This window comes from Vibrio sp. 2-1-2a (assembly GCF_032648565.1).
Taxonomy (GTDB): Bacteria; Pseudomonadota; Gammaproteobacteria; order Enterobacterales; family Vibrionaceae; genus Vibrio; species Vibrio diabolicus.
Genome location: NZ_WBOH01000005.1, coordinates 57,615 through 83,096, shown reverse-complemented (window position 1 = coordinate 83,096; position 25,482 = coordinate 57,615). Strand labels below are relative to the sequence as shown.

The 25,482-nt window shown below is 44.6% G+C and carries 22 protein-coding genes; 17 read left to right on the top strand and 5 right to left on the bottom strand.

Annotated elements, in window-relative coordinates; translation table 11 throughout:
- Positions 1 to 3 precede the first annotated feature (3 nt).
- Positions 4 to 477, bottom strand: coding sequence for a hypothetical protein (locus F7Y48_RS14755; protein ID WP_316684961.1), 474 nt, complete (start codon positions 475 to 477; stop codon positions 4 to 6).
- A 288-nt stretch (positions 478 to 765) separates the two neighbouring features.
- Here F7Y48_RS14755 and F7Y48_RS14750 point away from each other — a divergent pair, with 288 nt between their 5' ends.
- The 4 genes from F7Y48_RS14750 (at position 766) to F7Y48_RS14735 (ending at position 4,574) form a co-directional block, all read left to right on the top strand.
- Positions 766 to 1,449, top strand: coding sequence for a spondin domain-containing protein (locus tag F7Y48_RS14750; protein WP_085342552.1), 684 nt, complete (start codon positions 766 to 768; stop codon positions 1,447 to 1,449).
- Between the two features lie 9 nt (positions 1,450 to 1,458).
- The gene (locus F7Y48_RS14745; protein ID WP_114322784.1) at positions 1,459 to 2,154 is read left to right on the top strand and encodes a spondin domain-containing protein; all 696 of its coding nucleotides are present in this window, start codon (positions 1,459 to 1,461) and stop codon (positions 2,152 to 2,154) included.
- A 198-nt stretch (positions 2,155 to 2,352) separates the two neighbouring features.
- Positions 2,353 to 3,084 carry a response regulator transcription factor gene (locus F7Y48_RS14740; protein WP_048625388.1) on the top strand — a complete coding sequence of 244 codons (732 nt, stop codon included), beginning with the start codon at positions 2,353 to 2,355 and terminating at the stop codon, positions 3,082 to 3,084.
- Between the two features lie 116 nt (positions 3,085 to 3,200).
- Positions 3,201 to 4,574, top strand: a complete 1,374-nt coding sequence (locus F7Y48_RS14735; RefSeq protein WP_316684960.1) for a HAMP domain-containing sensor histidine kinase — start codon at positions 3,201 to 3,203, stop codon at positions 4,572 to 4,574.
- Positions 4,575 to 4,604: 30 nt separating this feature from the next.
- On the opposite strand, the gene F7Y48_RS14730 is transcribed toward F7Y48_RS14735, so the two are convergent.
- Positions 4,605 to 5,120, bottom strand: a complete 516-nt coding sequence (locus tag F7Y48_RS14730) for a superoxide dismutase family protein (protein ID WP_005394862.1) — start codon at positions 5,118 to 5,120, stop codon at positions 4,605 to 4,607.
- A gap of 541 nt (positions 5,121 to 5,661) precedes the next feature.
- Between F7Y48_RS14730 and F7Y48_RS14725 the strand changes: the two genes are divergently transcribed.
- The 11 genes from F7Y48_RS14725 (at position 5,662) to F7Y48_RS14675 (ending at position 19,356) form a co-directional block, all read left to right on the top strand.
- Entirely contained in the window at positions 5,662 to 7,071 is a 1,410-nt protein-coding gene (locus F7Y48_RS14725; RefSeq protein ID WP_316684959.1) for an aminotransferase class V-fold PLP-dependent enzyme, read from the top strand.
- Positions 7,072 to 7,133: 62 nt separating this feature from the next.
- Positions 7,134 to 8,066 (top strand): transporter substrate-binding domain-containing protein, encoded by a 933-nt coding sequence (locus tag F7Y48_RS14720; RefSeq protein ID WP_005394865.1) that lies wholly within the window; start codon positions 7,134 to 7,136, stop codon positions 8,064 to 8,066.
- Entirely contained in the window at positions 8,063 to 10,393 is a 2,331-nt protein-coding gene (locus F7Y48_RS14715) for a bifunctional diguanylate cyclase/phosphodiesterase (protein ID WP_316684958.1), read from the top strand. Before F7Y48_RS14720 ends, F7Y48_RS14715 begins: the two co-directional genes overlap by 4 nt.
- 212 nt (positions 10,394 to 10,605) lie before the next feature.
- Entirely contained in the window at positions 10,606 to 11,799 is a 1,194-nt protein-coding gene (locus F7Y48_RS14710) for a glycine C-acetyltransferase (protein WP_005394869.1), read from the top strand.
- Positions 11,800 to 11,843: 44 nt separating this feature from the next.
- Positions 11,844 to 12,875 carry an L-threonine 3-dehydrogenase gene (tdh, locus tag F7Y48_RS14705; protein WP_258506246.1) on the top strand — a complete coding sequence of 344 codons (1,032 nt, stop codon included), beginning with the start codon at positions 11,844 to 11,846 and terminating at the stop codon, positions 12,873 to 12,875.
- Positions 12,876 to 13,251: 376 nt separating this feature from the next.
- Positions 13,252 to 13,785 carry a spore coat U domain-containing protein gene (locus tag F7Y48_RS14700; protein ID WP_258638615.1) on the top strand — a complete coding sequence of 178 codons (534 nt, stop codon included), beginning with the start codon at positions 13,252 to 13,254 and terminating at the stop codon, positions 13,783 to 13,785.
- The gene (locus F7Y48_RS14695; RefSeq protein ID WP_258506230.1) at positions 13,786 to 14,322 is read left to right on the top strand and encodes a spore coat U domain-containing protein; all 537 of its coding nucleotides are present in this window, start codon (positions 13,786 to 13,788) and stop codon (positions 14,320 to 14,322) included.
- A 39-nt stretch (positions 14,323 to 14,361) separates the two neighbouring features.
- Positions 14,362 to 15,120: a molecular chaperone gene (locus F7Y48_RS14690; protein ID WP_258506228.1), complete on the top strand. Its 759-nt coding sequence runs from the start codon at positions 14,362 to 14,364 to the stop codon at positions 15,118 to 15,120.
- 31 nt (positions 15,121 to 15,151) lie between these two features.
- Positions 15,152 to 17,527, top strand: a complete 2,376-nt coding sequence (locus F7Y48_RS14685) for a fimbria/pilus outer membrane usher protein (protein WP_316685051.1) — start codon at positions 15,152 to 15,154, stop codon at positions 17,525 to 17,527.
- Complete coding sequence (locus F7Y48_RS14680) at positions 17,524 to 18,495, top strand: spore coat protein U domain-containing protein (RefSeq protein ID WP_170902711.1); 972 nt, start codon at positions 17,524 to 17,526, stop codon at positions 18,493 to 18,495. The genes F7Y48_RS14685 and F7Y48_RS14680 overlap by 4 nt, the downstream gene beginning before the upstream one ends.
- A 141-nt stretch (positions 18,496 to 18,636) precedes the next feature.
- Complete coding sequence (locus F7Y48_RS14675) at positions 18,637 to 19,356, top strand: carbonic anhydrase (RefSeq protein ID WP_104972908.1); 720 nt, start codon at positions 18,637 to 18,639, stop codon at positions 19,354 to 19,356.
- A gap of 72 nt (positions 19,357 to 19,428) precedes the next feature.
- Here F7Y48_RS14675 and F7Y48_RS14670 read toward each other — a convergent pair whose 3' ends face one another.
- Positions 19,429 to 20,532, bottom strand: coding sequence for a mechanosensitive ion channel family protein (locus tag F7Y48_RS14670; protein ID WP_046875767.1), 1,104 nt, complete (start codon positions 20,530 to 20,532; stop codon positions 19,429 to 19,431).
- Between the two features lie 300 nt (positions 20,533 to 20,832).
- Here F7Y48_RS14670 and F7Y48_RS14665 point away from each other — a divergent pair, with 300 nt between their 5' ends.
- On the top strand, positions 20,833 to 21,180 hold the full coding sequence (locus tag F7Y48_RS14665; protein WP_005375109.1) for a helix-turn-helix domain-containing protein: 348 nt from the start codon (positions 20,833 to 20,835) through the stop codon (positions 21,178 to 21,180).
- A 90-nt stretch (positions 21,181 to 21,270) separates the two neighbouring features.
- Here the strand turns inward: F7Y48_RS14665 and lldD are convergent, their stop codons facing one another.
- Positions 21,271 to 22,410 (bottom strand): FMN-dependent L-lactate dehydrogenase LldD, encoded by a 1,140-nt coding sequence (gene lldD / locus F7Y48_RS14660; RefSeq protein WP_005383962.1) that lies wholly within the window; start codon positions 22,408 to 22,410, stop codon positions 21,271 to 21,273.
- Positions 22,411 to 22,725: 315 nt separating this feature from the next.
- A complete protein-coding gene (locus tag F7Y48_RS14655; RefSeq protein WP_006741952.1) occupies positions 22,726 to 24,417 on the bottom strand; it encodes an L-lactate permease in 1,692 nt (563 codons plus the stop codon).
- Positions 24,418 to 24,579: 162 nt separating this feature from the next.
- Here F7Y48_RS14655 and F7Y48_RS14650 point away from each other — a divergent pair, with 162 nt between their 5' ends.
- Entirely contained in the window at positions 24,580 to 25,479 is a 900-nt protein-coding gene (locus F7Y48_RS14650; protein WP_005375112.1) for a LysR family transcriptional regulator, read from the top strand.
- The last annotated feature ends 3 nt before the right edge of the window (positions 25,480 to 25,482 follow it).

Here is a 25,482-nt window from a genome sequence, read left to right as displayed (position 1 = left end):
GCTTTAACGATATTTTGCCAAAAATGCATTGAGTGCAGGCAAGCCAGATTCACCAGTATGGTATTGCTGCCAACAGTGATAAATGGCCGTTTCGTGGTCTGCAATCAACTCGATAGCTTCTCGTTCAGCGATTGAATACTGCTGTGAAGCTTTCACTTCTTCATGCCACTCTCGATACTTGACCTCATAAGGTTCTACCCATTTCAGAAGAGTCGCCATCAACTCTTGCCATGGCAAACCAATCCACTTGGTTGCATCTGCCAAGCCTTTATCCAGCATCTCTTGGTGTCGACTTTCGATATCCATGCCATTTGTCAGCAGTACAGGTTTGAGCTTTTCTGCGGTGAGCTTTTCCACTTCAATCAAGGTTTGCCACAGCGTTTGTTGTTCACTTTGGGCGTAATGGTTCAAGTAGTGGTTGAAAAAAGCGATGCCGTAGATTTCGCCATAGTAGGCAGACAGAACGTTATGAATCATGGTGAGAATCGTGATTTAAACAGGGAATACCGCATTGTAGGAGGGGAAAGCGCGAAGTGTAAATAGCTGATTAAGAGTAAAAAAGTGCTGCTGACAGAATTCGTACAGAACTTGTGAGAATTTTATGAGAATTCGATGAAGTTGCTGATAGATTTGCTCGTCATTCTTAGAGGCAAGAACGCAAAACGTTCGAAACGTAATGCTTAACCTACTCAAGTCACGAACAAAGAAGTAAAGCCGTACACATGGGCTTGGGTAGTTCAACCCTCATTAAAGGATGGAATCACAATGAAAAAACGTACCCAACTCGGACTCGTCATGACTTCAGTCGCTATGGCGCTAGGCTCTGCATCAGTGAATGCGGCGGAATTGGAAATCACCGTGACAAACGCAACCAAAGGCATCTACTTTACGCCTCTTATTGTTGCCGCACATGGTTCTGAGCTTCAAATGTTCAGAACGGGTCAAGCAGCAACGCCAGAACTAGAAGCAATGGCAGAAGGCGGTGATATCTCTGGTCTTGCTAGTGTGATTGGTAACGCTGGTGGTGCGGTGGTTGAGAATCCTGCTGGTGGCATTTTGAATCCGGGTGTTGCAACCACCTTCACCTTGGACAGTGGCGACCACGGTTATCTTTCTTTGAGCGCGATGCTGCTGCCAACCAATGACGGTTTCGTCGGTCTAGATAGCTGGAAGATTCCAACGGAAGCGGGTACATACCGAGCAACGCTAAGAAGTTACGATGCTGGTACAGAAGCGAACGATGAGCTTGCGTCTAGCATGCCAAACCCACCTTTCATTACCTTTGGTACTGGCGGCACAGGCGTTGAAGCAACGGTAACTAACGATAAAGTCCACGTGCATCCGGGTAACCTTGGTGATAGCGACCCAACTGGCGGCATCAGTGACCTAGACAGCAGCAGCCATCGTTGGTTAAACCCAGTCGCAACCATCACAATCGTTGTGAAGTAAGGGGGATGTATGAAAGTCAGAATCTTACTAGTAGCAGCTTCAGTCGGCTTACTCGCCGGTTGTCCAAGCGATGATGATAACGACGTAGTGAAATCGTACCGCTACACCGTCAACGTGGCGAACTTGACTGCGAATCAACCAATGTCTCCGCTCGCTGTACTCACTCACAATGGTGACTACCAATTGTTTGAAATTGGACAAGCCGCATCTGTTGAACTTGAGCACCTTGCCGAAGGCGGTAGTAACGCTGAGCTGATTGAGTTGATGAACAGCAATGACAGTGTTTACCAAGGTATTTCGGGCAATGGATTGGTGTTGCCGGGTGCATCGGACGAAGTCACTATCACGGTTGACCCAAGTCGTTACGGTTACTTGTCTGTGGCGTCTATGTTCGTGAATACCAACGATGCCTTTGTTGGCGAAACGGGGCTATCGCTCAAATCGCTCGCAGTGGGTGAAAGCTATGAAATGAGCATGAACGTTTGGGATTCTGGCACGGAACTGAACGATGAACTTGCCGCAACCATTCCGGGCCCAGCAGGTGGCGGTGAGGGCTTCAATGCCGCTCGTAATGACAGCAGTGACGTTGTTGCATTCCATGCCGGTGTTGTTAGCCACGATGATGGATTAGCAAACTCAGCACTTTCTGCGAACCATCGTTTCTTGAATCCAGGTGCGAAAGTCACCATCACTCGAGTCGAGTAACACAGGCTCCGATGACGTCTCCTTTCCAAAGCGCTTGTAGCCGAGCGCTTTATCCCTCATGGCGTCATCGGAACCTTTTTATTACCTAAGGTGATACTCGCTGAATATAGCAGTAAGGGAGCACTTGGTGATATGAAAGAAATGTTAGTTTGTTCCGGTCATGTGCAGAGTGGTTTTACGTAAGTTAGGGAAAGGATCATGGAACGACAAGCTAGCTATTTATCGGCGAAGATTTTACTGGTGGAAGACGACGATGATTTGGCAGAACTGGTTCAGATGCATCTTAAGTTTCAAGGACACCAAGTGTCGCGAGCAACAAATGTCGCCGATGCTAAAGCGCAATATCAGCAACACCCCTTTGATTTATTGATCCTTGACCGAGGTTTACCAGATGGTGATGGCCTAGACATCTGCCATTATTTGCGTCAGCAACAAGATTGGATCCCAGTGCTTATGTTGACAGCAAGAGACGGTGAAATGGACAAGGTTGACGGTTTAGAAGCGGGAGTGGATGACTACATCACTAAGCCATTTAGCGTATTAGAGTTCCAAGCGCGAGTACGTAACGTGCTGCGCCGAGTCAGTCAAACCGCAGAGGCCAAAGTAGCAAATGAAGCCCTCGACGAAGCGATGGATTTTGGTCCGCTAAGAATCATTCCGGAGTTGCACCAAGTATCCCTAAACGACAAGGATGTCACTCTTACCGCGACAGAGTTTACTTTGCTGCAGTTTCTCGCGACTCGTCCGGGCAGAGTCTACAGTAAAGATGAATTGCTCGATCACGTATGGAACACCAGTCATTCTGGTTATCACCACACGGTGTGTAGCACCATTAACCGTTTACGCAGCAAATTGTCTTTGTCTGATTCAGATCATCACTTCATCCAAACCGTGTGGGGCGTTGGGTATAAGTTTCAACCAAGACACTAATGCAAAAAAGCAAGTCAAAATATCAAGCCAAGACAGTAAGTCGGCAGTTGTTTTCACCGTCATTTTTCAATCATCACGGGTGTTTCAAAAACACCGCTGTTTAAGGAGGCGATAGGATGAGCTTCAAATCTCGCTTGGTAGTATTTACCAGCTTGTGGTTCTGCCTCGCGGCGGTGGTGATTGCACTGACTTACAATTGGCAAAAAGAAACCATCGAGTTACGCACTAAGCAAAGCCTGCATAAAGAGCTAGCCAGCCACATGCGCGATGATAATCCGCTGATGATTGGTACGGATTACAACCCTAAAGCGCTCAAGTCGATCTTTCATACCCTTATGTTGATCGGCCCTGATTTTGAAATCTATTTCCTCGATAGCCAAGGCAATATCACCACTCATGCTGCGCCAGATGGGGCAAAGCTTATGGATTCGGTGGATCTGAACCCCATTCAGCAATTCTTAAACAACGAACCGCTTCCCATCTTAGGCGAAGATCCTCGTAATCGCGGTGAACACAAAGTGTTTTCTGTTGCGGCGATAAAGGAATTAGGCTCTACGGTCGGTTATCTCTATGTGGTGATTGGCAGTACCCGACATGACGCCATTGCCAATGCGCAAGTCGATACCCCTTACATCGCGCTGGCAGGATTGGTCTTAGTGTCCATTTTAGGCTTTGCTCTCGGGGCTTATGTGCTGGTCAAACGTAGCCTATTGAACCCGATTGAGCGTGTGACCAAGCAACTTCAACAGCAAGCCGAACATGATTTTCACCTGCAACCTGACTTTACTCACCAAGTGCCGGAGCTCGTGCCGATTGCGCACTCTTATCAGATGATGGCGAAGCACATTCAGCAGCAGTTTTTACAGTTGGAGTATCAGTCTTCTCATCGTCGTCAGAGCTTGTTGCAGCTCAGTCATGATTTAAAAACGCCGTTATCGAGTGTGCTTGGTTATTTGGAAACGTGGCGTTTGAAACATCCGGAATCTGATCCTTTGATTGATGTCGCGTTCCGAAATTGTGAGAAGCTCTCAACTCAATTGCATTCTTTATTAGACGCTGCCCGTAAAGAAGCCCCAATGCCAAACTACGAGTACCGCCCCGTGGATCTTGGCGCGTTGATGGCAGAATGTGCCGAGATGATGCAGAGCCAGCTTTCTCGTAAAGAAGTGGTGTTGAAAGTGGATATGGATAGCGAGATCCAAACTGTGGGTGACAAAGGACTCTTAGAGCGGTTGGTATTGAACCTGCTTGAAAATGCGTTGCGCCACAGCCCACTCGGTTCGGAAGTGCATTGCCAAGCGCATTTGAGTGAAGATAAGTCGCGAATCCTGTTCACTTTTGTCAATCGAATTGATAAAGATGCCGTCGGGGGCGCATTAGGAATTGGTACAAAGATAGTGCAGTCAATTTTAATGTTGCACCACAGCTACTTAGAGACGTGTGAGACTGACACTGAGTATCAACAAAAATTCGCACTTCTCGCTACTTGAGGAGAAGCGCGAATTTGGCTTATCGAATGACTACTTAATAACGCCACATACAACGCGCGCACCGCCGCCGCCTAATTTAGCAGGATGGTCGGAATGATTGTCACCACCAGCATGAATCATTAATGCTCGGCCTTTTAAATCTGATAATTTTAGGCGAGGCGCGACAACGGGCTGATTAGCATTGCCATCCATGTCCACGTAGAGTGGAGGCAGGTCGCCTAAGTGATTGTCATCGGTCCAAGGGTAGCCATGTTTCCCTGTGTTGCTGGGGTCATAATGACCACCTGCTGCACCGCCAAGGACGGTTTTGCCATTCTTCTCCGCGCTATCGCACGATGGATTGGTGTGAACATGGAAACCGTGTACCCCTGATGACAAACCTGATAACTGAGGCATAAATACCACGCCATAGTCACTTTGTGAAATCTCAATGGTGCCAGCGCTCTTCTTGCTGTTGAGATCGGTCATCGCTACAGTCTGCGCAAGTACGTTAGGAGCGGCTACGAGAGTGGCAGCAACTGAAATGCATAGCAATCCTTTTAACATGGGACTTCCTTCTTTTTGGTTGTACGCTCAAGCACATATTAGTGAAAACTTCTCTTCCTTATGTCTGTTGAGCGGTGGGTTTATGTCAGAGAGTGATGTGTCTCACTCTATGGTCTTAAACTGGTATCTATCTGCGAAATCAGCTCTCCATTATTAAGACTTAACATATTGAGTTTGTTCAGATATAAAAAGAATAGACGTCAATCAAAAAATAGCCTGAATATTTTTAAATTAACGCAAAGTTAAATTTTTAATGACTTTATAACAAAGCTCATAATTGTTTTATAAAGAAGTTGTCGGAATTGTCTTCTATAAAAAATAATCAATTTAATGAATATTTTAATGTGAATATGGTTGTTTATAGGTTTGTGGTCAAACTGTTGCTTATATCATCAAATAAGATAAAAAATTGGAACTAAAGTCACTTAATGGCAGAGGAAAAAATTAAACTCTGGTTTTAATGGGTAATAATGTTTTAGTAACAGATAGTTACGCACTTAAAATTAATAATATGGCTAATTTCCGACAAGGATTGAAAAAGATGAAAGACAAGGAATCTATTCAGACTAATAGCAGCCGCCGTAATTTTCTGAAAGGCGCAACAGGAGCTGTTGTTGCTGGTGTGAGTGCTTCCGCTTTCTCGGGCGCAGTTCAAGCACGAGGACAGAAAATTGATTGGAGCAGCCGCGGGCTAGGTAGAAAACACGATAAGCGCTTTTGGCGTAAAGTGCAACGACAGTTCGTTTTGGATAAACGTACGACTTACATGAACATTGGCACAACGGGTTCTATGCCAAGACAAGTTCTTCAAGATTACGAGCATAACAACAAGTTGGTGGCTAAATATCCTTGGGATATGAAGGGCAAATTTGGCTCTTGGCCTTATGTCTCTGAGATGGTTCAAGAAGTAGCGCCTGGCTTTGGTGCTAACCCAGAAGAAATCATTCTCAGCCGCAATACTACTGATGGTCTATGTTCGATCATTAACGGCTTACACTTTGAACCAGGTGATGTGATTTTAACGACGCACCATGAGCATATGGCTGCAACATCACCGATGAATGTCGCAAAACATCGTTTTGGCGTCGATGTTGTTGAAATTCAACTACCAGTATTTACCGGTACTGAAGACGTTTCTGAACAAGATTACATCCAAGCTTTCCGCGACGCGCTTGATGCGCATCAAAACGTTCGCCTCATCATGTTCTCTCATATCACCTATAAAACGGGAACGGCGTTACCAGCCAAAGCCATTTGTGCTCTAGCGAAAGAATATGGTGTGCCTACGCTTGTAGATGGAGCGCATACTGTCGGTATGTTTGACCTCGATTTCCATGATATGGACTGTGATTTCTATGCAGGTTCTGGCCACAAATGGCAGTGTGGTCCTGGCGCAACCGGTATTTTGTACGTACGTGATAACGCCAATCGCTTGAATGAGTATTGGAGTGATCGTGAAAACCCGTTGTGGTTGATCAACTCTTCACTTTCTCATGCGGATTACTTAGGCAAACAATTACAGATGCAGTACATCGGGAACGACAACTATCCTGCTAAACAAGCGTTAGTTGATAGCTGTAAAATGTGGGATGAGATTGGCCGTGACCGCATTGAGGAACGTGTTCTAAGTCTTGGTAGTTTGTGTAAAACCTTACTTCAAGAGTACTTGCCACAAGCCCAAATGTACTCACCAAACGTGGAAGGTTTAACGAGTGGCTTAACCACAGTTAACCCATTCTCTGATGTGACGAATGAAGACATATTGACTGAATTCAGAGATCGTCTACGTGAAGAATATGGCTACATCATTCGAACAACCAGCTTTAAGCTGCATAAAGATGATGACTTTGATACTTACGCACTCCGTATCTCCACGCACTTGTTCCATGACGAGCAGGATGTTGAAGGGCTCGTGGTGGCGATGACGAATTTGTATTACTCGTCGTTCTAACATCGTTGTTTATCACTCAAGCGCCCATGATTGGGCGCTTTGTGAAAGGTAAGGATATTATTATGTCAGTCAAAACATTCAAAAGAACTTTAGCGGCGATGGCGCTTATGGCGGCCTCTGTTATGTCCTCTTCCGCTTGGTCAGACGACTTACAACAGATCCGTGATCGCGGAGTGTTGCGCCATATTGGTGTGCCGTACGCTAACTTCGTTTCTTATATTGAACAAGGTGAAGTGGAAACCTTGACTGGCTTAGATGTAGAGATAGTAAAAGGCTTTGCCAAGTCGTTGGGCGTTAAGTACCAATATGTTCCAGCTCAGTGGAGCGATATGGTCGGTAAGCTGACGGGCCAAGATGTTCAATACCATAATAAGCAAGCCGTCGTGGGAGAAAGTGTTCCAATCGAGGGGGACTTGATCGCAAATGGCGTTACCATTCTTGACTGGCGTTCTGAAGTTTTAGACTTTTCACAAGATTACTTCCCGTCAGGCGTTTGGTTAGTTTCCAGAACAGATTCCACGCTGAGTCCGATTAAACCCAGTGGGTCGGTTGATGAAGATGTAAAAACCGTCAAGCAGCTTATTCATGGTCGCGAAGTGTTGGCGTTGGAGCACTCTTGCTTGGACCCTAACCTTTATGACTTATATGACACAGGCGCAAAAGTTATACTGCCTGATGGGGCTCGTCTTCTGAATGAGATGGTGCCAGCGATAATGAAAAATGATGCGGAAAGCACATTACTAGACGTCGCCGATACGTTAATTGCATTAGAAAAATGGCCAGGTGAAATAAAAGTCATTGGTCCAGTATCCGAAAATCAGAAAATGGCTGTTGCATTCCGGAAAAACTCGCCGGAATTACGCAAAGCATTTGATCGTTATTTAGATTCAATAAAGAAAGATGGAACCTACGAAAAATTAGTAAAAAAATACTATCCATCTATTTACTACTTTTATAACGATTACTTCATAGAAGATAGTAAGAAAACCCGATGAAAAAGGCCGTTAAAAAAATATCCAGTAAAAAATTTATTGCAATAAGCGCAATATTAGTCTCTATTTATTTAGCTATGCTTATTGTTGTGACAAGTTTGGGGCAAAATAAATTAAAAGAATCCCAACATAGGGAACTCGGTTTAAAAGTAAAAAGCTACGCAAGCACACTCGATAATTTATTTACCATTGCCAGTGAGGATGTTGATAATTTATCTACAGATAAAACAGTACAAACATTCTTTGCTAATTTAGCCTCTGGCATGTCAATGGAGTACGGATTAGGAGCGAGTTTAATTAACTTGAAGCGTCGTTTCGATGAAAAGATAGATGGTAAGTTAATTAATAGCAGCCAAATCTATAAAAAGCTCACACTGGTAGGTAGTGATGGCACAACGATTGTCACGACGGGCTCTGAAGACAACACAGAGCAGAAGGTGGATATCCAAACTTTAATGACTCAACATGGGCATCCCGAAGAGGTTTGTGCAACTCGATATAACGACGACGTGCGTATTCAAGTCATTAAGCAGGTCAAGTTCTCTGGAAAGCCAGTTGCCTTTCTAATTGCAGATCTCAATAAAAACATTGTTATTGATCAGCTCACTAATCAAGAGCACGAAGACAGTTATAGCCGGATGGTGCTCAAAATAAAAGACGTTGAGATGGTCGTATGGGATACAATAAATAAAACGTCTTCTCATAATAAAGATGAGAATTATTTAATATCTGAAGCCGTTGATGGAAAGATATATTTTGAAGTGCCTGTTGAAAAACATCACTTCAAACTTATGGCTTGGTTTGAGCCTTTGAGTGAGCGAGATATTTTCACATCACGGATCTTCATTCTCGGTTTGAGTATTCTTGCTGTTATGGTTGTTATTGCGCTGTGTTATGCGTTCATTACAAACAATAATAGAATTGAATTGAAAATTAAACTTGAAGAAGAGAAAAAGCGAAAAGACATTCTTTCTCAACAGAACCAAAAACTAACTAACGAAATTGAACGCCGAAAAGCGTCTGAAAAAGAACTCGCCTTCCAAGCTAAATACGATACGTTGACTAACTTGCCTAATCGCAGCTACGGTTCTGAGAGACTGGCTTTGGAGTTGATTAGAGCGTCACGTAGTGGTTCAAAAGTATTGGTCATGTTTATTGATTTAGACCACTTTAAGCAGATTAACGATTCAATGGGTCACTTTGTTGGCGACGAGATCCTTAAACTTAGTGCTCAACGACTGCATCAAGTCGCGAGAAAAACAGACTTACTGGCGAGAATTGGTGGGGATGAGTTTTTATTAGTGATTCCTGACTTGCCTGACAACGACACCGCGAAGCGCGTTGCTTCAAGCGTGCTTTCGGCGTTTAACGATCCATTTGTATGGAACAACCATGAATTCTTCTTGAGTAGCAGCGTCGGAATGTCCGTATTTCCGGATGATGGAGATAACGCCGAGCAGCTACTCGCCTGTGCTGACATGGCGATGTATCGCGTGAAGCAAGATGGACGCGATGCCTTCTGTTTTTATAACCACAATATGAACCAAGACTTGCAACGCTATTTGGATTTGGAAAATCGACTAAGAAATGCCATCTCCAGCCAATTACTAGAGTTGTATTATCAACCTATTATTGAGCTGCGCAGTGGTAAAATTGTTGGCGCAGAAGCGTTAATGCGTTGGAATGATGAGAAGTACGGATTCGTAAATCCTGAAGAATTTATCTCTATTGCTGAGAAAAATGGCTTGATTCATCAAATTGGTGAATTCGCTATCCAGCAAGCGTGCCGCCAAGCGGCGCAATGGCAAAATCTGACGCCGCTGTTTGTTTCTGTGAATTTCTCCAGTGTTCAATTTAGGTATTGTGATCGCTTACTTGCGTTTATTAAGAAGAGCCTTGAGGAGTCTGGTCTTCCATCAGATAAGTTCGATATTGAGGTGACAGAGAGCCTTCTCTTTAACCACGACTCAGAGCTATTAGACATGCTCAATAACTTAAGAGCGTTAGGCACTAAGCTTACCATCGATGACTTTGGTACTGGCTATTCTGCGTTGAGTTACTTACAGAAATTTCCGTTCGATCGCCTTAAGATTGATCGCAGCTTTATGCAAAATATGTTCGAAAACGACTCCGATCGTGAGCTCGTCAACGTGATCATTGCAATGGCGAAAGCGCTGAACCTTAAGATTGTCGCTGAAGGCATTGAAGAACAGCGTCATGTCGATTATCTAAAAGACTTAAACTGTGAGTTCGGGCAAGGTTTCCACTATAGCCGCCCGTTACCAGCCAAAGACTTTGAAGCACTACTTAAACAACCAACTGGGCGATAACTCCTTTTATTACAATATTATAGGAAAGCATTAATTGAATTCGTGCCTTGAATTCATTAATGCTTTTCCACCTTAAGGGATAATCCTTCTTCCTTCCTTGAATTACACTACAATTAATTGATGAGTGATAGCCTGTGATGCCCGTCACATAAAGGCTCAACCTAATTCTAAACGAGTAAATACTCGCCAAAATAACCAGGAAGGAATTTCAAATGTCTTCTGCATTCTACCAACAGATTCAGCAGCAAATTGAAGAAGTGAAGGCTGAAGGTCTTTACAAATCAGAGCGCGTAATCACGTCTCAGCAGCAAGCGGCTGTTAAAATCTCTACCGGTGAAGAAGTATTAAACTTCTGTGCAAACAACTACCTTGGTCTTGCTAACCATCCTGCGCTAATTGAAGCGGGTAAAGCGGGTATGGACGAACACGGCTTTGGTATGGCTTCAGTACGTTTCATCTGTGGTACTCAAGACATCCACAAAGAGCTTGAGCAGAAGCTGTCTAAGTTCCTAGGTAAAGAAGATACGATTCTTTACACCTCTTGCTTCGATGCAAACGCAGGTCTGTTTGAAACCATTCTCGGTAAAGAAGACGCAATTATTTCAGACGCACTAAACCACGCGTCAATCATCGACGGTGTTCGTCTATGTAAAGCAATGCGCTTCCGTTACTCAAATAACAACATGGAAGAGCTAGAGCAACAACTGATTGCTGCGAAAGAAGCGGGCGCACGCCACATTCTTATCGTTACTGACGGTGTGTTTTCAATGGATGGCGTAGTGGCGAACCTTCCGGCTATTTGTGACCTAGCTGAAAAATACGGCGCACTGACCATGGTTGATGACTCTCACGCGGTTGGCTTCATGGGTAAAACGGGTGCAGGTACGCACGAATACCACAATGTGGTTGACCGTATCGACATCATTACAGGTACGCTAGGTAAAGCAATGGGTGGCGCTTCAGGCGGTTACACATCAGGTAAAGCGGAAGTGATCGACTGGCTACGTCAGCGTTCTCGTCCATACCTATTCTCTAACTCTGTTGCACCAGCAATCGTAAGCGCTTCTATCCGCGTTCTAGATCTACTAGAAGAGAGCGGTGACCTACGTGACCGTCTATGGGAAAACGCAGCACACTTCCGCGCACGTATGGAAGCTGCTGGTTTCACAATGGGCGGCGCTGACCATGCGATCATTCCAATCATGTTAGGTGATGCGAAAGTGGCAGCAGAATTTGCTGAACGAGCACTAGAGAAAGGCATCTACGTAATCGGCTTCTCATTCCCTGTGGTACCAAAAGGCCAAGCGCGTATCCGTACTCAAATGTCAGCAGCGCATTCTCGTGAGCAGCTAGATCGTGCAATTGATGCGTTCATCGAAGTTGGTAAGGACATGGGTCTTATTTAAGACTCTAGGTCCTAGATAATAGGGCCTTTAATTAAGGTTACATTATGAAAATTAAAGCATTATCAAAGCTAAAGCCTGAAGAAGGCATCTGGATGACTGAGGTTGATAAACCTGAAGTTGGCCATAACGATATTCTGATCAAAATTAAGAAAACCGCTATCTGTGGTACTGACGTACACATCTACAACTGGGACGAATGGTCACAAAAGATAATTCCAGTGCCTATGGTTGTCGGTCACGAATACTTGGGTGAAGTGGTTGCGATTGGTCAGGAAGTTCGTGGCTTTGAAATCGGTGACCGCGTATCTGGTGAAGGTCACATCACTTGTGGTCACTGCCGTAACTGTCGTGGCGGTCGTACTCACTTGTGTCGCAACACGATCGGTGTGGGTGTAAACCGTGAAGGCGCATTTGCAGAATACCTAGTGATTCCTGCATTTAACGCGTTTAAGATCCCTGACGAGATTTCTGACGATCTAGCATCGATCTTCGACCCGTTCGGTAACGCGGTACACACTGCGCTTTCTTTCGATCTAGTTGGTGAAGACGTGCTCATCACTGGTGCTGGCCCAATCGGCATCATGGCCGCCGCAGTTGCGAAACACGTCGGCGCTCGTCATGTGGTTATCACAGACGTAAACGAGTACCGTTTAGAGCTAGCTCGTAAAATGGGTGTAACACGCGCAGTAAATGTTGCTGAAGAGAAGCTTGAAGATGTAATGGCTGAACTAGGCATGACAGAAGGTTTTGACGTAGGCCTAGAAATGTCTGGTAACCCAGCGGCATTCAACTCAATGCTAACCACAATGAACCACGGTGGCCGTATTGCATTACTCGGTATTCCACCATCAGATATGGGCATTGATTGGAACCAAGTGATCTTCAAAGGCCTAGTTATCAAAGGCATCTATGGTCGCGAAATGTTCGAAACATGGTACAAGATGGCTTCACTGATTCAATCTGGTTTGGATCTATCACCAATTATTACGCATCACTACAAGATTGATGACTTCCAAGAAGGCTTCGATGTCATGCGTTCAGGCATGTCTGGCAAAGTGATCCTTGACTGGGAATAATCTGCTCAAATAAGAAAGCGCTCCGAAAGGGGCGTTTTTTTCGTTTTTTAAACGCTTAGATTTTTTATTATTTAGCTCACACCCTATCTCTTTTCGTTTCTAAAAGCTGTCTAACTCAGAAAAAACTGCCTTCTTCGTGTTTCAACGTATGCAGAATACACCAAAGACCTTTTGTTTAGTATGGTTAATTGGTGGTTTTATATTCCAACCTAAAAGAATATCTCGGTGTAAAGCACTGCTTTTCTTTTGACAACTACAATGAACTGGCTTCTTTTTATCTTTTTAATCTTGATATGCACTTTGTTTTATTTGTTGAGCTATAACTAATAATACAATCATCTGTATAGAGTTCACAGAGATAGAAATGGAGCTTCATATGAAAAAATTTTTTTTGATTATTCCCTTGTTATTTACAGTGTTGAGCTTACAAACGAGGGCAGAGACAATTAGCGGTACGATAGACGTTTCGATCAATTTAGTGGAAGGCTGTGTCATTAATGGCAACAATGCGGTGAACGGTTCCAGTAATATTGGTTTTGGCTCATTAAATTTTGGTGACGTTCCGGCCATTTTTACTGAGCAAGAAGCAGTCTTGACTGGGGAAGGTGGTACGGGGATCGAAATACTTTGCAGCAATGGAGTCACGCCTACTTTCTCTTTAGTCAGTGGTGCCAACGATCCCAGTTCGACGACAGGTAATCACGCAATGACCAACGGATCCGAGTTTGTGGATTACACTCTCTTCACTGATTCAGATCGTTCTACCCAGTTTACCTCGAGTAACCCTATAGCACTCTCTACATTTAATGGTGTTGATTCAGAGACCATTAATTTGTACGCCACGGCATACGGTACCAGCAGCGTCGCAGGGAGTTATGTTGATACACTAAACGTAACTCTGAGTTGGTAAGTGAACTCTATATTACTCAAAGTATTTTTATTCACCGCGTGTGCCACTTTTTCCAATCCTATTTTTGCAGCGCAGAGTGAAACTTTCCAAGTGTCAGCGACCATTGATACGGGATGTCTGATCAATGGTGCGCTGACAGAAGAGAGTAACACTCAAATTGGAACAATAGGAGAGTTAAACTTTGGTGAACATTCTGCTATTTATGCTGCGGAAGTAGAAGGCAGCATCACCTACAACGGTGGGCTTACGTTAAGTTGTACTCCAGGCATAGCCATGAATATTAAGATTGACGGTGGTTTGAACGCTTCGGTAGGGGTACGCAAGCTGAAGCACACAGAACAGTCGAGTACGGTGGATTATTTATTATTTGAAGATGCAGAACACTCTCAAGTATTAGACATTGATACCCCCTATTCTGTTGGAACTAATGAAGACCCTGACAACATTCAGGTGCCAATTTGGGCAAAGGCGATATTAAATGGAAATGAAATCGCTGGTATTTATACAGATACTCTTACCTTAACGCTTGAGTGGTAAGCGCTGTTTCGAAGAAATGATAACCTTCGGAGAAATTAAATGGATTTAATAATAAAAAGACTGGTTTTCGTCACTATTTTCTTATCAACGTTAACTTCACAGGCCTATGCTAATTCTCTCCTTATTTGGCCTATTTACCCTAAAATATCTTCTGAATCGAATGCGACATCAATTTGGATGGTTAATCAAGGCGCTGAAGATTTTTATTTGCAGGTTCGTATTTTTCAGTGGGGGCAGAAGGATGGGCAGGATACATATGCGCAGCAACGACAACTGATAGCTACGCCTCCTTTTGTGAAAATTGCACCTGGTGCCAAGCAACTTATTCGTATATTAAATCAAGATGGGGCGCTTTCGAATAAAGAGTACGCATATCGTATTATCATCGATGAACTCCCGCCAGCTAAAGGGCCTCAAGATGAAAATAAAGAAAATGATCTGGCAGTAAAAGTGAGAATGAGATATTCCATACCATTGTTTATGTACGGTAAAGGGATGAAAAGACAATCCCAAGGAACAAATGAAGTTTGGAGCGGACTACAGGCAAAGATTATAAAGAGTAAAGATAAGAACCTTATTCATATAGAAAACACCAGTAATCACTATGTCAGATTAGTCAACCTAGCAGTGACCGAACCAAACCAATCGCCTTTTATCGTTTCGAAAGGGTTAGCAGGGTATATATTACCTGAGCAATATAAAACGTGGCCTATTTCTTACTCCAATATGAAAAATATAAAAGTAAAGGCGGATATTGAAGGTAAGCGTTACGTTATTCCACTCGAACAAAATGAATAAGATTTTATATCTATCTTGTTTATTTACCAGTATGACGCCTGGCGTGGGTTGGTGCGATAACGTAGTGACCCATTTATCGCAGTTACCTAGTCCTGAAAACTTTTCTTATGAGAACTTTGAAAATATTCATTTGTCGTTAGAACTAGTCATTAATCAACGACCGACTGGTTTAATCTCGGATGTTGAACGTAAAGGCGAGCGTTACTTCGTGTATAGAGACGATTTACTTTCTGCTGGCGTGGTCGCGGATGTATTACCTGGGACGCAAGAGAAGTTAGACATAACATCAATATCGGGTGTAGAGGTCGATTATTTGCAATCGTCACTGCAATTATCAATCACAGTGCCTCCGAATTGGTTGCCGATGCAACGCTTTTCTGCGCAGAACAGGAGGCGTTTTTCCCCTGCTAAATTCGGAACTGGTGGGTTATTTAATTACAGTGTGTTTGGTGTTTATGATCACGAGAGTAGTCAAAAAGAAGTATCTATTAACCACGAATTGAGAGCCTTTTCCGAATTCGGCGTACTTTCTACCACGGGAATATTTAAATCTAACCTTCATCGAGACGTTCAAGCGCAACAAAGTAATAAATATACGCGCTTCGACACGAGGTACGAATATGTTGAGCAAAGTCGTCGATTGCGCTTTGAAGTAGGGGATTACATTGTGAGGCCCCTTGCGTGGAGTCAACCAGTTCGAATGGCTGGTATTCAACTCTCACATGACTTCTCTATGCGTCCAGATGTGGTTACCGCACCTTTACCTGCATTTTATGGCGAAGTAACTGCTCCCACTACGTTAGATTTATTTGTAAACGGATTAAAAACCGATTCAATGTTTGTGGGGCCGGGACCGTTTGTTATTAATGATATTCCAATGGTATCGGGAACTGGTGAAGCCACAGTGATTGCAACGGATGCCCAGGGAAGGCGGACTGCAATGACCAGTCCATTTTTCCTTTCAGCCAACTTGCTGAAGGCTAACTACACCTCTTACAACGCCAGTTTTGGTGCTTTACGCCGAAACTATGGCAACGCTTCAAATGACTATGGCGATGGTGCTGTTGTCGCCGCTGCGAGGCACGGAATGACAGACTGGCTAACTTTGGAGGCACAAACGGAAGCGAAAGATGACTTAATTGTTGCGGGAGTCGGTTTTGTTACCAACCTATTCAATATGGGAACGATTGATGGGGCGGTAAGGTTTAGCAATTATGAGCAGAGAGCGAATTCCTATTCAGTTGGTTATAGTTATCAATCTCGAATGTTTAGCTTTGCCGCTCGTACCCAAGTTGAGAGCGAGGGATTTTACACGCTCTCCCAAACACCAGAGAGCTTGAGAAGTGATGACACTAACGAGCGAGAGAATTTGTCTCGACATGTCTCTCAGATAAATGTTGGCGCACGGCTGAATGAGTGGGGTTCGTTATCAGGGGGATACTTTGATGTTCAGCAAACCGACTCTCGATCGAGAATACTTAATGTAACTTACAGCCGCTCGCTTCCGTTCGATATCAACATGTCATTATCGTTTAATCGAAACATCGGTGGGGAGGCCGTTACGTTAGCACAATTCTCATTACCTTTGAGCGCTTTCTCTGGTAGCGCGGGATTAACCATGAAGCGTGAAAGCGATGGTCATCTTAGTGGCCGTGCTAGTGTTAGTCGACTTGCGCCGATTCGAGGTGGTTGGGGAATCAACTTAGCGCATGATATTAATGAAAAGCCTGACAATAGAAAGCAGGCCGATGTTACTTACCGAGCCTCTTGGGCGGAGTTCCGAGCGGGCTTAAATGGGACGAGTGGTAATTACGATTATTTTGCCGAAATGTCGGGTTCGGTTGCGTCACTCGATGGTGAAATATTCCCTGCAAATAATGTGTATGATAGTTTCGCTGTTGTCAGTACTAGCGGTTTTGAAGGTGTGCCCGTCAAATATGAGAATCAAGTTGTTGGATTGACTGATGATGACGGTTACTTACTTGTGCCGTGGGCAATGGCATATTACACCGCAAAATATGAAATTGATCCGCTTAGATTACCAGCCAATGCTTTTTTCCCAACAACAGAACAATACGCTTCGATACATTCTGGGTACGGCTATTTGCTCGAGTTCCCAATAGCTTTGCAAGTTGCGTTAAGCATGGAGGTTGTTGATGAAAATGACGCCTACTTGCCATTAGGAACTTATGGTCAATCAGATACTGGAGTGGTAGGGCAAATTGGTTGGGATGGAGTGACGTATTTTGAGGGGCGTAATGTAGGTGAGTACATTATCTTTTACCCCGAAGGCTTTCCACCATGTAAAGTATTTATAACGGGACTCTATCAAACACGGAGCGAGAAAATACAGACATTAGGTAAACAAGTCTGCACGAAAGAGCAAAAAGCAGAGGTACAATTATGAGTCGGTATTCTCGTTATCTTTGGTTTTTTCTTCTTTTTATATCGTCCGGTAACATGGCTTGTGAGCTCACTGCGCCGACGCCTTTGATTCAATTTGGAAGCGTTTCCTCGTTTACCGTTTCAACTATTCAGCAACAGAGCTCAGCCCAGCCTCACGCAGGGATAACGTGTGACTTTTCTACACTTGTTTCTTTGTTGAGTGGCGATTATGTGTCTGCAACGTTTAACAGCGCTAACGATGGGCGGTTGCTTAATGCGGCGGATATCAGTTCGGAACTTAGCTATCAGATTTTTGGAGACCCAAGCCTTTCGCAAGAGTATATTTTTGGCCAAACTTACAATTTTTTTGAAATTGGGCTGCTCGATTTACTAGGTTTATTTGGCACTCAAGCTGAATTTCCGCTTTATGCCCGGACAGGAGCTGGTAGTAATCTCTCAGCAGGGACTTATCGAGACCAAATTACGGTATCTTGGATTTGGAATTATTGCTCAGGAATTGGAGTTGGAGGCGTATGTCTTGGGCGAGAAACAGGCAATGCACAAAGCTTGATTACGGTAGAGTTGGAAGTCACTCCCGATTGTATGATCACGGCGCCAGATATTAATTTTGGTTCATCACCATTGGTGGCAGGTTTTGACCCTGTCAGTCAGGTTATATCATTAACCTGTACCAAGAACAGTGCTTTTACCATTGGTTTAAACGACGGTGTGAATGCCTCCGGAGGCCAACGACGCATGGCATCTGGCGGTAACTATTTGGAGTATGAAATCTATAAATCCTCATCGACTGAGCGGTGGGGGGGTACTGGTTCTGAACGTCGTGAACAGAGCGATGTGGATACGGGTGACACCATTCCCGATGGCATCACTCCGCAGAACTTCAATTATCGCGCAGAGATAATAACAAGCCAAACCACCCCACCAGCTGGCACTTATACCGACTCGATAATCGTTGATGTTCAATTTTGAGCATCATATCAATTGCATAACTAGAGGCATCTATTCCAAAAAACTTTTGTAATCATAGTTTTCACTCTATTCCCGCTTAATTCTGTGCGATTAGTATGGTTTTGTTTTCACAACATTTAACTTGAAGGAATAAGGAAAACTATGAAGAAGTCACTGGCAGCACTAGGTTTGGCGTTGGTATTTACAGGAACAGCTTACGCAGCAAGCTGGGGTTACGAGGGGAGTCACGGGCCTGAGCATTGGGGCGAGTTTGCGTCTGAATGTTCCAAAGGTCAAAACCAAAGTCCAATTAATATTGTCTCCGCAGCAGAAGCGAAGTTAGACAAATTGCAGTTCGACTACCATGGCAAAGCAATCTCATTGCTCAATAACGGCCACACCCTGCAAACCAGCCTAGAGGGTGACAACACACTGTTGATTGATGGCAATGCATTCACGTTAAAGCAGTTCCACTTCCATACCCCGTCAGAAAACCATGTGGATGGCAAAGAATACCCATTAGAAGCGCACTTTGTGCATGCTGATACAACTGGCCATTTGGCGGTTGTGGCCGTGTTTTTTCAATCCGGAAAAGCGAACCCAGATTTAGCGAAGTTACTAGCAAACATACCAAGTAAAGATCAAGGTGTAGAGATTAAATTGCCATTTGAAGCGGATGCGTTGCTTCCAAAAGACAAAGCGTATTATCGCTTTAATGGCTCACTAACGACACCACCATGCTCTGAAGGGGTGCGTTGGTTAGTGATGAAAGAAGCACAAACCATTTCCCCTGAGCAGATTAAAGCGTTTACGAAAGTGATGGGGAAAAACAATCGTCCTATCCAACCATTGAATGCTCGTATGGTGTTAATGCAACACTAACCAATCCAAGCAAATAAAAATGAAAAAGCCCGCTTGAATAAAGCGGGCTTTGTTATTGGGTATTGGTGGAAATTAGAAGCCGTGATCTTCTTGCTCTTCAGCTTTTATCATTTGAACTGGGTCGAGCTTGAGTGTTTGAGTTGGGAAGGCGATATCTGCTTCGTGTTCTTTAATGATGTTAATTACTTGAAGAAGAACATCCTGTTTAACCTCATGGTATCTCACCCAATTCACGGTTTTTGTGAAGGTATAAATGAAGAAATGCAGTGACGATGGACCGAACGTATCGAAGTTGACGATAAGCGTTTGGCGTGCATCAATATCTTTGTGATTCTTAAGCATCTCTTTCACCGCTGTAATGATTTGCGGCATTTTTTCGGCGTCGTCGTAACGAAGTCCAATTTTTTCGTAGATGCGTCGGTTTAGCATGCGAGATGGGTTTTCTACGACTATGTTGCTAAACACAGAGTTTGGCACATAAAGAGGGCGCTTGTCGAAAGTTCGTATGATGGTCATTCTCCAGCCAATTCGCTCTACCGTACCTTCAATTTGGCGATCTGGAGAGCGGATCCAGTCGCCAACTTTAAACGGACGATCGAAGTAGATCATAAGGCCGCCAAAGAAGTTCGATAGTAGATCTTTCGCCGCTAAACCAACGATTAAACCACCGACACCACCAAAGGTGAGCAATCCTGACAGTGACAAGCCAAACGCCTGCATCACAGTGAGAATTCCGACGGTAATAAAGAACAAGCGCGCGACTTTAGCTATCGCTTGTACTGTGGTTTCATCTCGGTTTTTTTGTTCTAGGACGTACTCTTCAACATTGGTAATGAGTCGCATAACGGTCCAGACGAAGATACTGATCACCAAAATCAGTTTCAGCGTGCTTAACCAGTTTATTTTATCGTTGAGCTCGCTCTCTAATATGATGCCGATAGAGACGGTTGCTGGCCAACACCAAATGAGTGTACTGACTGGCGCTTTTAGCGCATCAAGCAACATGTCATCCCAGTGGAAAGGGGTTTTCTCTACTAGTACTGCGAGACGAGAGCGGATCAGTCGCCAAGCTATCCAAGCAATAAAGCTGGCGAGTGTAATGAAAAGGACACTCCCACTCCAATCTTGATGAGATGTTTCAATATAGCTTTGCAAATCGGTAAACCACTGTGACATATGTAACTTCTTTCTAGTGAACCATGGAAGGAAAGGTAGCAGATATTACTCCTTCACCCCAGTGATTTCCTTTAAATCATTCACTTATGTATAAATCGCCTGAGGTAGGCTAGTTCGTGAGGTGAAAAGTGAGTGGTCGAAACTGGGTGATGAGCCGCCGTTCCATTCGTGTGCGGAGCTTCGTCATCTCCGATGTGCGTTGATATTTGAACGATCAATTATAACTTCTCTGACTTATCGCTAACATTTATCTTAAGTAAGTGTGAGAGTGTATTGGCTCTTGAATTAGCGGAGGCAGATATGGAATTTACAGAGCTGGATCGAAACGCGCTCTACGACATCTGGATGTCACAAAAAGCCAAAATGCACATCACTCAAATGGAAATGGCGAAGCGCCTTGGTTTGAGTCTACACGAGTTTTCTGGCTTGTTACGTGGTAATTCTCCACTGACGCTAGGTTTTGTAAAACAGCTATGCGAGCAGCTACATGTACGTCCTGGTCAGGTGATTCCGTCTTTGACGGAGCGTGATCTATCTGCATCTGGTACGGTTTATTTACAAAATCGTGTGACGGTGGATGGCGATATCAGTAACGTGTTTATCGACGGCAACCAAGTCGTGATCGAGTACGTTCACCAAGTTAGTTAGCTTGCTCGTCAAATTATCGGGTTGAAGAGCAATAAAAAACGAGCCAACTGTGGCTCGTTTTTTCGTTTCTGTTTTGCTCGCCTGCAAAGATTATGGGATTTTCACCAAGGAATCGCGAGAAAGGTCCGCGATAGACTTCGCACCAGTAAGCGTCATAGCTACACGCATTTCTTTGTCGTACAGATCCAGTAGGTTTTCAACGCCTGCGCCGCCTTGTGCAGCCAATGCGTACACAAATGAACGACCAAGCAGTGTGCAGTCTGCGCCCAGCGCGAGCATACGAACCACATCAAGACCAGTACGGATACCTGAGTCAACAAAGATCTTAAGATCGCCTTTTACCGCATCTGCAATGCTTGGTAGTGCTTTAGCACTTGAAAGTACGCCATCTAACTGACGACCACCATGGTTAGATACCACAATGCCATCCGCGCCGAAACGTACCGCATCTTTCGCATCTTCTTCGTCGAGGATGCCTTTGATGACCATAGGGCCATCCCAAAAGTCACGAATCCACTCAAGGTCTTTCCAGGAGATAGACGGGTCGAAGTTTGCGCCTAACCAGCCGATGTAATCTTCTAGTTTTGTTGGTTCGCCGCGATACGTTGAGATGTTACCTAAGTCGTGCGGTTTACCAAGTAGGCCCACATCCAGTGCCCAGCTTGGGTGGCGCATCGCCTGGAATACACGACGCATGGCTGCGTTAGGGCCGCTCATGCCTGAGTGCATGTCACGGTAACGCGCGCCAGGAACTGGCATATCAACGGTAAACACCAGCGTTGTTACGCCCGCAGCTTTTGCACGCTCAAGCACGTTCTTCATAAAGCCACGGTCTTTAAGCACGTAAAGCTGGAACCACATTGGACGTTCAATTGCAGGTGCGACTTCTTCAATCGGACAAACCGAAACAGTCGACATAGTAAACGGGATGCCTTTTTTCTCGGCCGCTTTTGCTGCTTGCACTTCGCCTCGGCGCGCGTACATACCAGTTAGACCAACAGGAGCTAGCGCGATTGGCATTGCCAGTTTCTCACCGAAGATCTCGGTTTCTAGGCTCAAATCTGTCATATCGCGTAGGACGCGTTGGCGAAGAGCGACATCACCTAAATCGTCAGTATTACGCTTCAGCGTGCGTTCGTCGTAAGAACCGCCATCAATATAATGGAATAGAAACGGGGGAAGCTTGGCTTTCGCGGCAGCGCGGTAGTCAGTAGAAGCTGAGATAATCATAATGGTGTCCTAGCGGTTATTCTAAGCAAAGTTGTGGAGCAATTTGCTCTTTCGTTGAGCCTTCATCGCAAAGCAGTGAAGGCATCAAAATGAGTATAGTTACCTATGGTTCACTTACGTTTGAACTGGTGATGTTGGTAACTCATTTACATAATTGATTGAAAGATTTTGTTAAATAACTCAATCAGTTATACAAATTGGAAAGGATGACACAGCTGCCGGGGGGATTGATGTAGCAAGCTAAATCAACATGTCGGGGTAGTAGTGCTGACAGCTGTGTCAAATTAGGCAGGGCTACAAACCCTGCGTTTCGCGTTACTTCATCAAGACATCCGTCATTTGGAGGCCGTAAATCAACACCAAACCAATAATGCCCGTCATTACAATGTAGTAGAACGTAGGGATAATAGTCTTACGTAATGTTGCGCCTTCACGGCCAAGTAAGCCTACGGTGGCTGATGCGGCAACAACGTTGTGAATCGCAATCATGTTACCTGCGGCAGCACCAACGGCTTGAAGCGACACAACAATCACACTCGAAATAGACAGTGTTTGTGCCACTTCGAATTGGAACTGGCTGAACATCATGTTTGAAACCGTATTTGAGCCAGCGATGAACGCACCCAGCGCACCAACGGTGGCACTTAGTGCTGGGAACGCAGAACCGACAAGGTCAGAGGCAAAGTTCGCTGTTGTGACCGGCATGCTTGCTAGGTCAGCGCCGTTAATACCAGAGTTGATGAAGATACGAACCATCGGGATGGTAAATACCAAGACAAACCCCGCGCCAATCAGTGTTTTGCTTGACTCGCCAAACGCTTCACGCAATGGCTTTGCGCTACCGCTTTGTAACATTGCGGCAAGCAGTGCGACAAACACGAGGATGCCACCTGGCAGGTACAATGGCTGAATAGCGGCACTCACACCAGTCTCACCAAGAATATTGCTGAACGACAAACTTACGCTTTGTACAAAGCCTTTCAGTTCCGGACTTACGCGGCTTGCGACGAGAATTACCGCCAGCATTACATATGGTACCCAAGCTTTTACGATGCTCATTGGCTTGCCTGGATTGTCGTTTAGATCGACTTTTAGCGAGCCCAGCCATTCAGCAGGCCATTTGTCTTCGCTTTCGAAATCCCACTTAGTCTTTGGTACTAAGAAGCCTTTTTTCGCTGCGGTAACAACAATAGAAAGACCAACCAAACCACCGATTAGTGAAGGGAATTCTGCACCCAAGAACACACCAGTTAATGCGTATGGCACAGTGAAAGAGACACCTGCGAATAAAGCAAATGGTAGAATATCCAGACCTTCACTCCAGCTTCTGTTCTTGCCGAAGAAACGTGTTAACATCATCGCCATTAATACAGGGATCATCGTACCTACAACAGCGTGAATCACAGCAACGTGCGCGGTGATATCTTGCAGGTACATTTCCCATGTTGCGCCTTGTGCAGCCAAAGACTCACTGATGTTATGGGTGTCTAAACCTTTGTTTACACCCACGATGATTGGCGTACCCACCGCACCGAATGAAACAGGCGTTGACTGGATCATCATGCCCATTAGGACAGCGGCTAGCGCAGGGAAGCCGATTGCAACCAGTAGTGGTGCAGCAATTGCTGCCGGGGTACCGAACCCTGATGCGCCTTCAATGAATGAGCCAAAACACCAAGCAATGATGATGGCTTGCACACGGCGGTCAGCTGAAATATCGGTAAATCCATTACGGATAGTGGTGATCGCTCCAGTGTGTTTTAAAGTGTTGAGCAAGAAGATGGCACCAAACACGATCCATAGAACAGAGACAGTAATGCCTAGCCCTTGGAATACAGAAGCCAGTACGCGATTGGCTGACATATCCCAAAACATTAGGGCAATAGCGACGGTTAAACCGAACGCAACAGGCATGGCTTTTTTAGCAGGCCAGTTGAGACCAACCAATAAGATGGCGGCAACAACAATTGGCGAAAATGCCACTAGGGCAAGTAGGGTTTCACTCATTTGTACATCCTTCGTACGCTGACTTCTCGAACGGTGTCAATCCGCTGTAGAGGTGACTTTTTGTTGTAATGGTTTTGTTAATTTGGCGTGAATTTACTCCTTTATTTTTTGTTGATATAGGGAAATAATGAAAATAATTAATTCCAAAAGTGACATAATCGTATGAGAGCAGACGACTTAATCCTATTTTCTCAAGTAATCGAACTGGGCAGTTTTAGTAAGGTTGCAGAAGCAAATAACCTTACAAATTCGGTAGTTAGCAAAAGAATGGCAAGGTTGGAGGAAGAGATAGGGGCGCAGCTATTATATCGAACAACGCGTAAATTGACCTTAACCGAAGCAGGTAAGGTGTTACTCCACAGTGCTAAAAATGTGAAGCAGGCCACTCAGGAGGCTATGGACGCTGTTGCAGGCTTTGGAGAGAATGTGAGCGGTCACATAAAAATGTCCGTGCCTTGTATCTCTGGAGATTTGATACTTGCTGATGCCGTTGCGGAATTTTGTAACCTTCATCCGGGTCTGACCGTGGACATGTCATTGGATAACCGCTTTGTCGATTTGGTGGCTGATGGCTATGATTTGGTCATTCGAACTGGCTACCTAGCCGATTCCAGTTTGATCGCACGACATATTCTCGATTCCCAATGGGTGGTATGCGCGTCCCCTTCATATATCGCTAAAAATGGGAAGCCGATCGAGCCGATTGATCTCACCACGCACAATTGTCTGCAATACGCTTACCAAACCACAGGTGCAACAGACTGGGAGTTTAAAGGCGAAGATGGTAATTACATCGTCAAAGTATCGGGCTGCTTTTCTACTGATAACGCGACCGCATTACGTAAAGCCGCTCTGGGCGGCCATGGTATAGCTTACGTCCCGCGATGCTTGGTGTATCACGATATTCGCAATGGTCAACTGGTGGATATTTTTCCTGAACTAGTGGGTAAAAAGTTGGGTATCTATGCGGTGTACCCGTTTACTCGTCAACCACCGAATAAAGTGAAACTGCTTATTGAGCACATTCGTGATCGTTACTTAACGATATCTCATTATTTCTAGGTT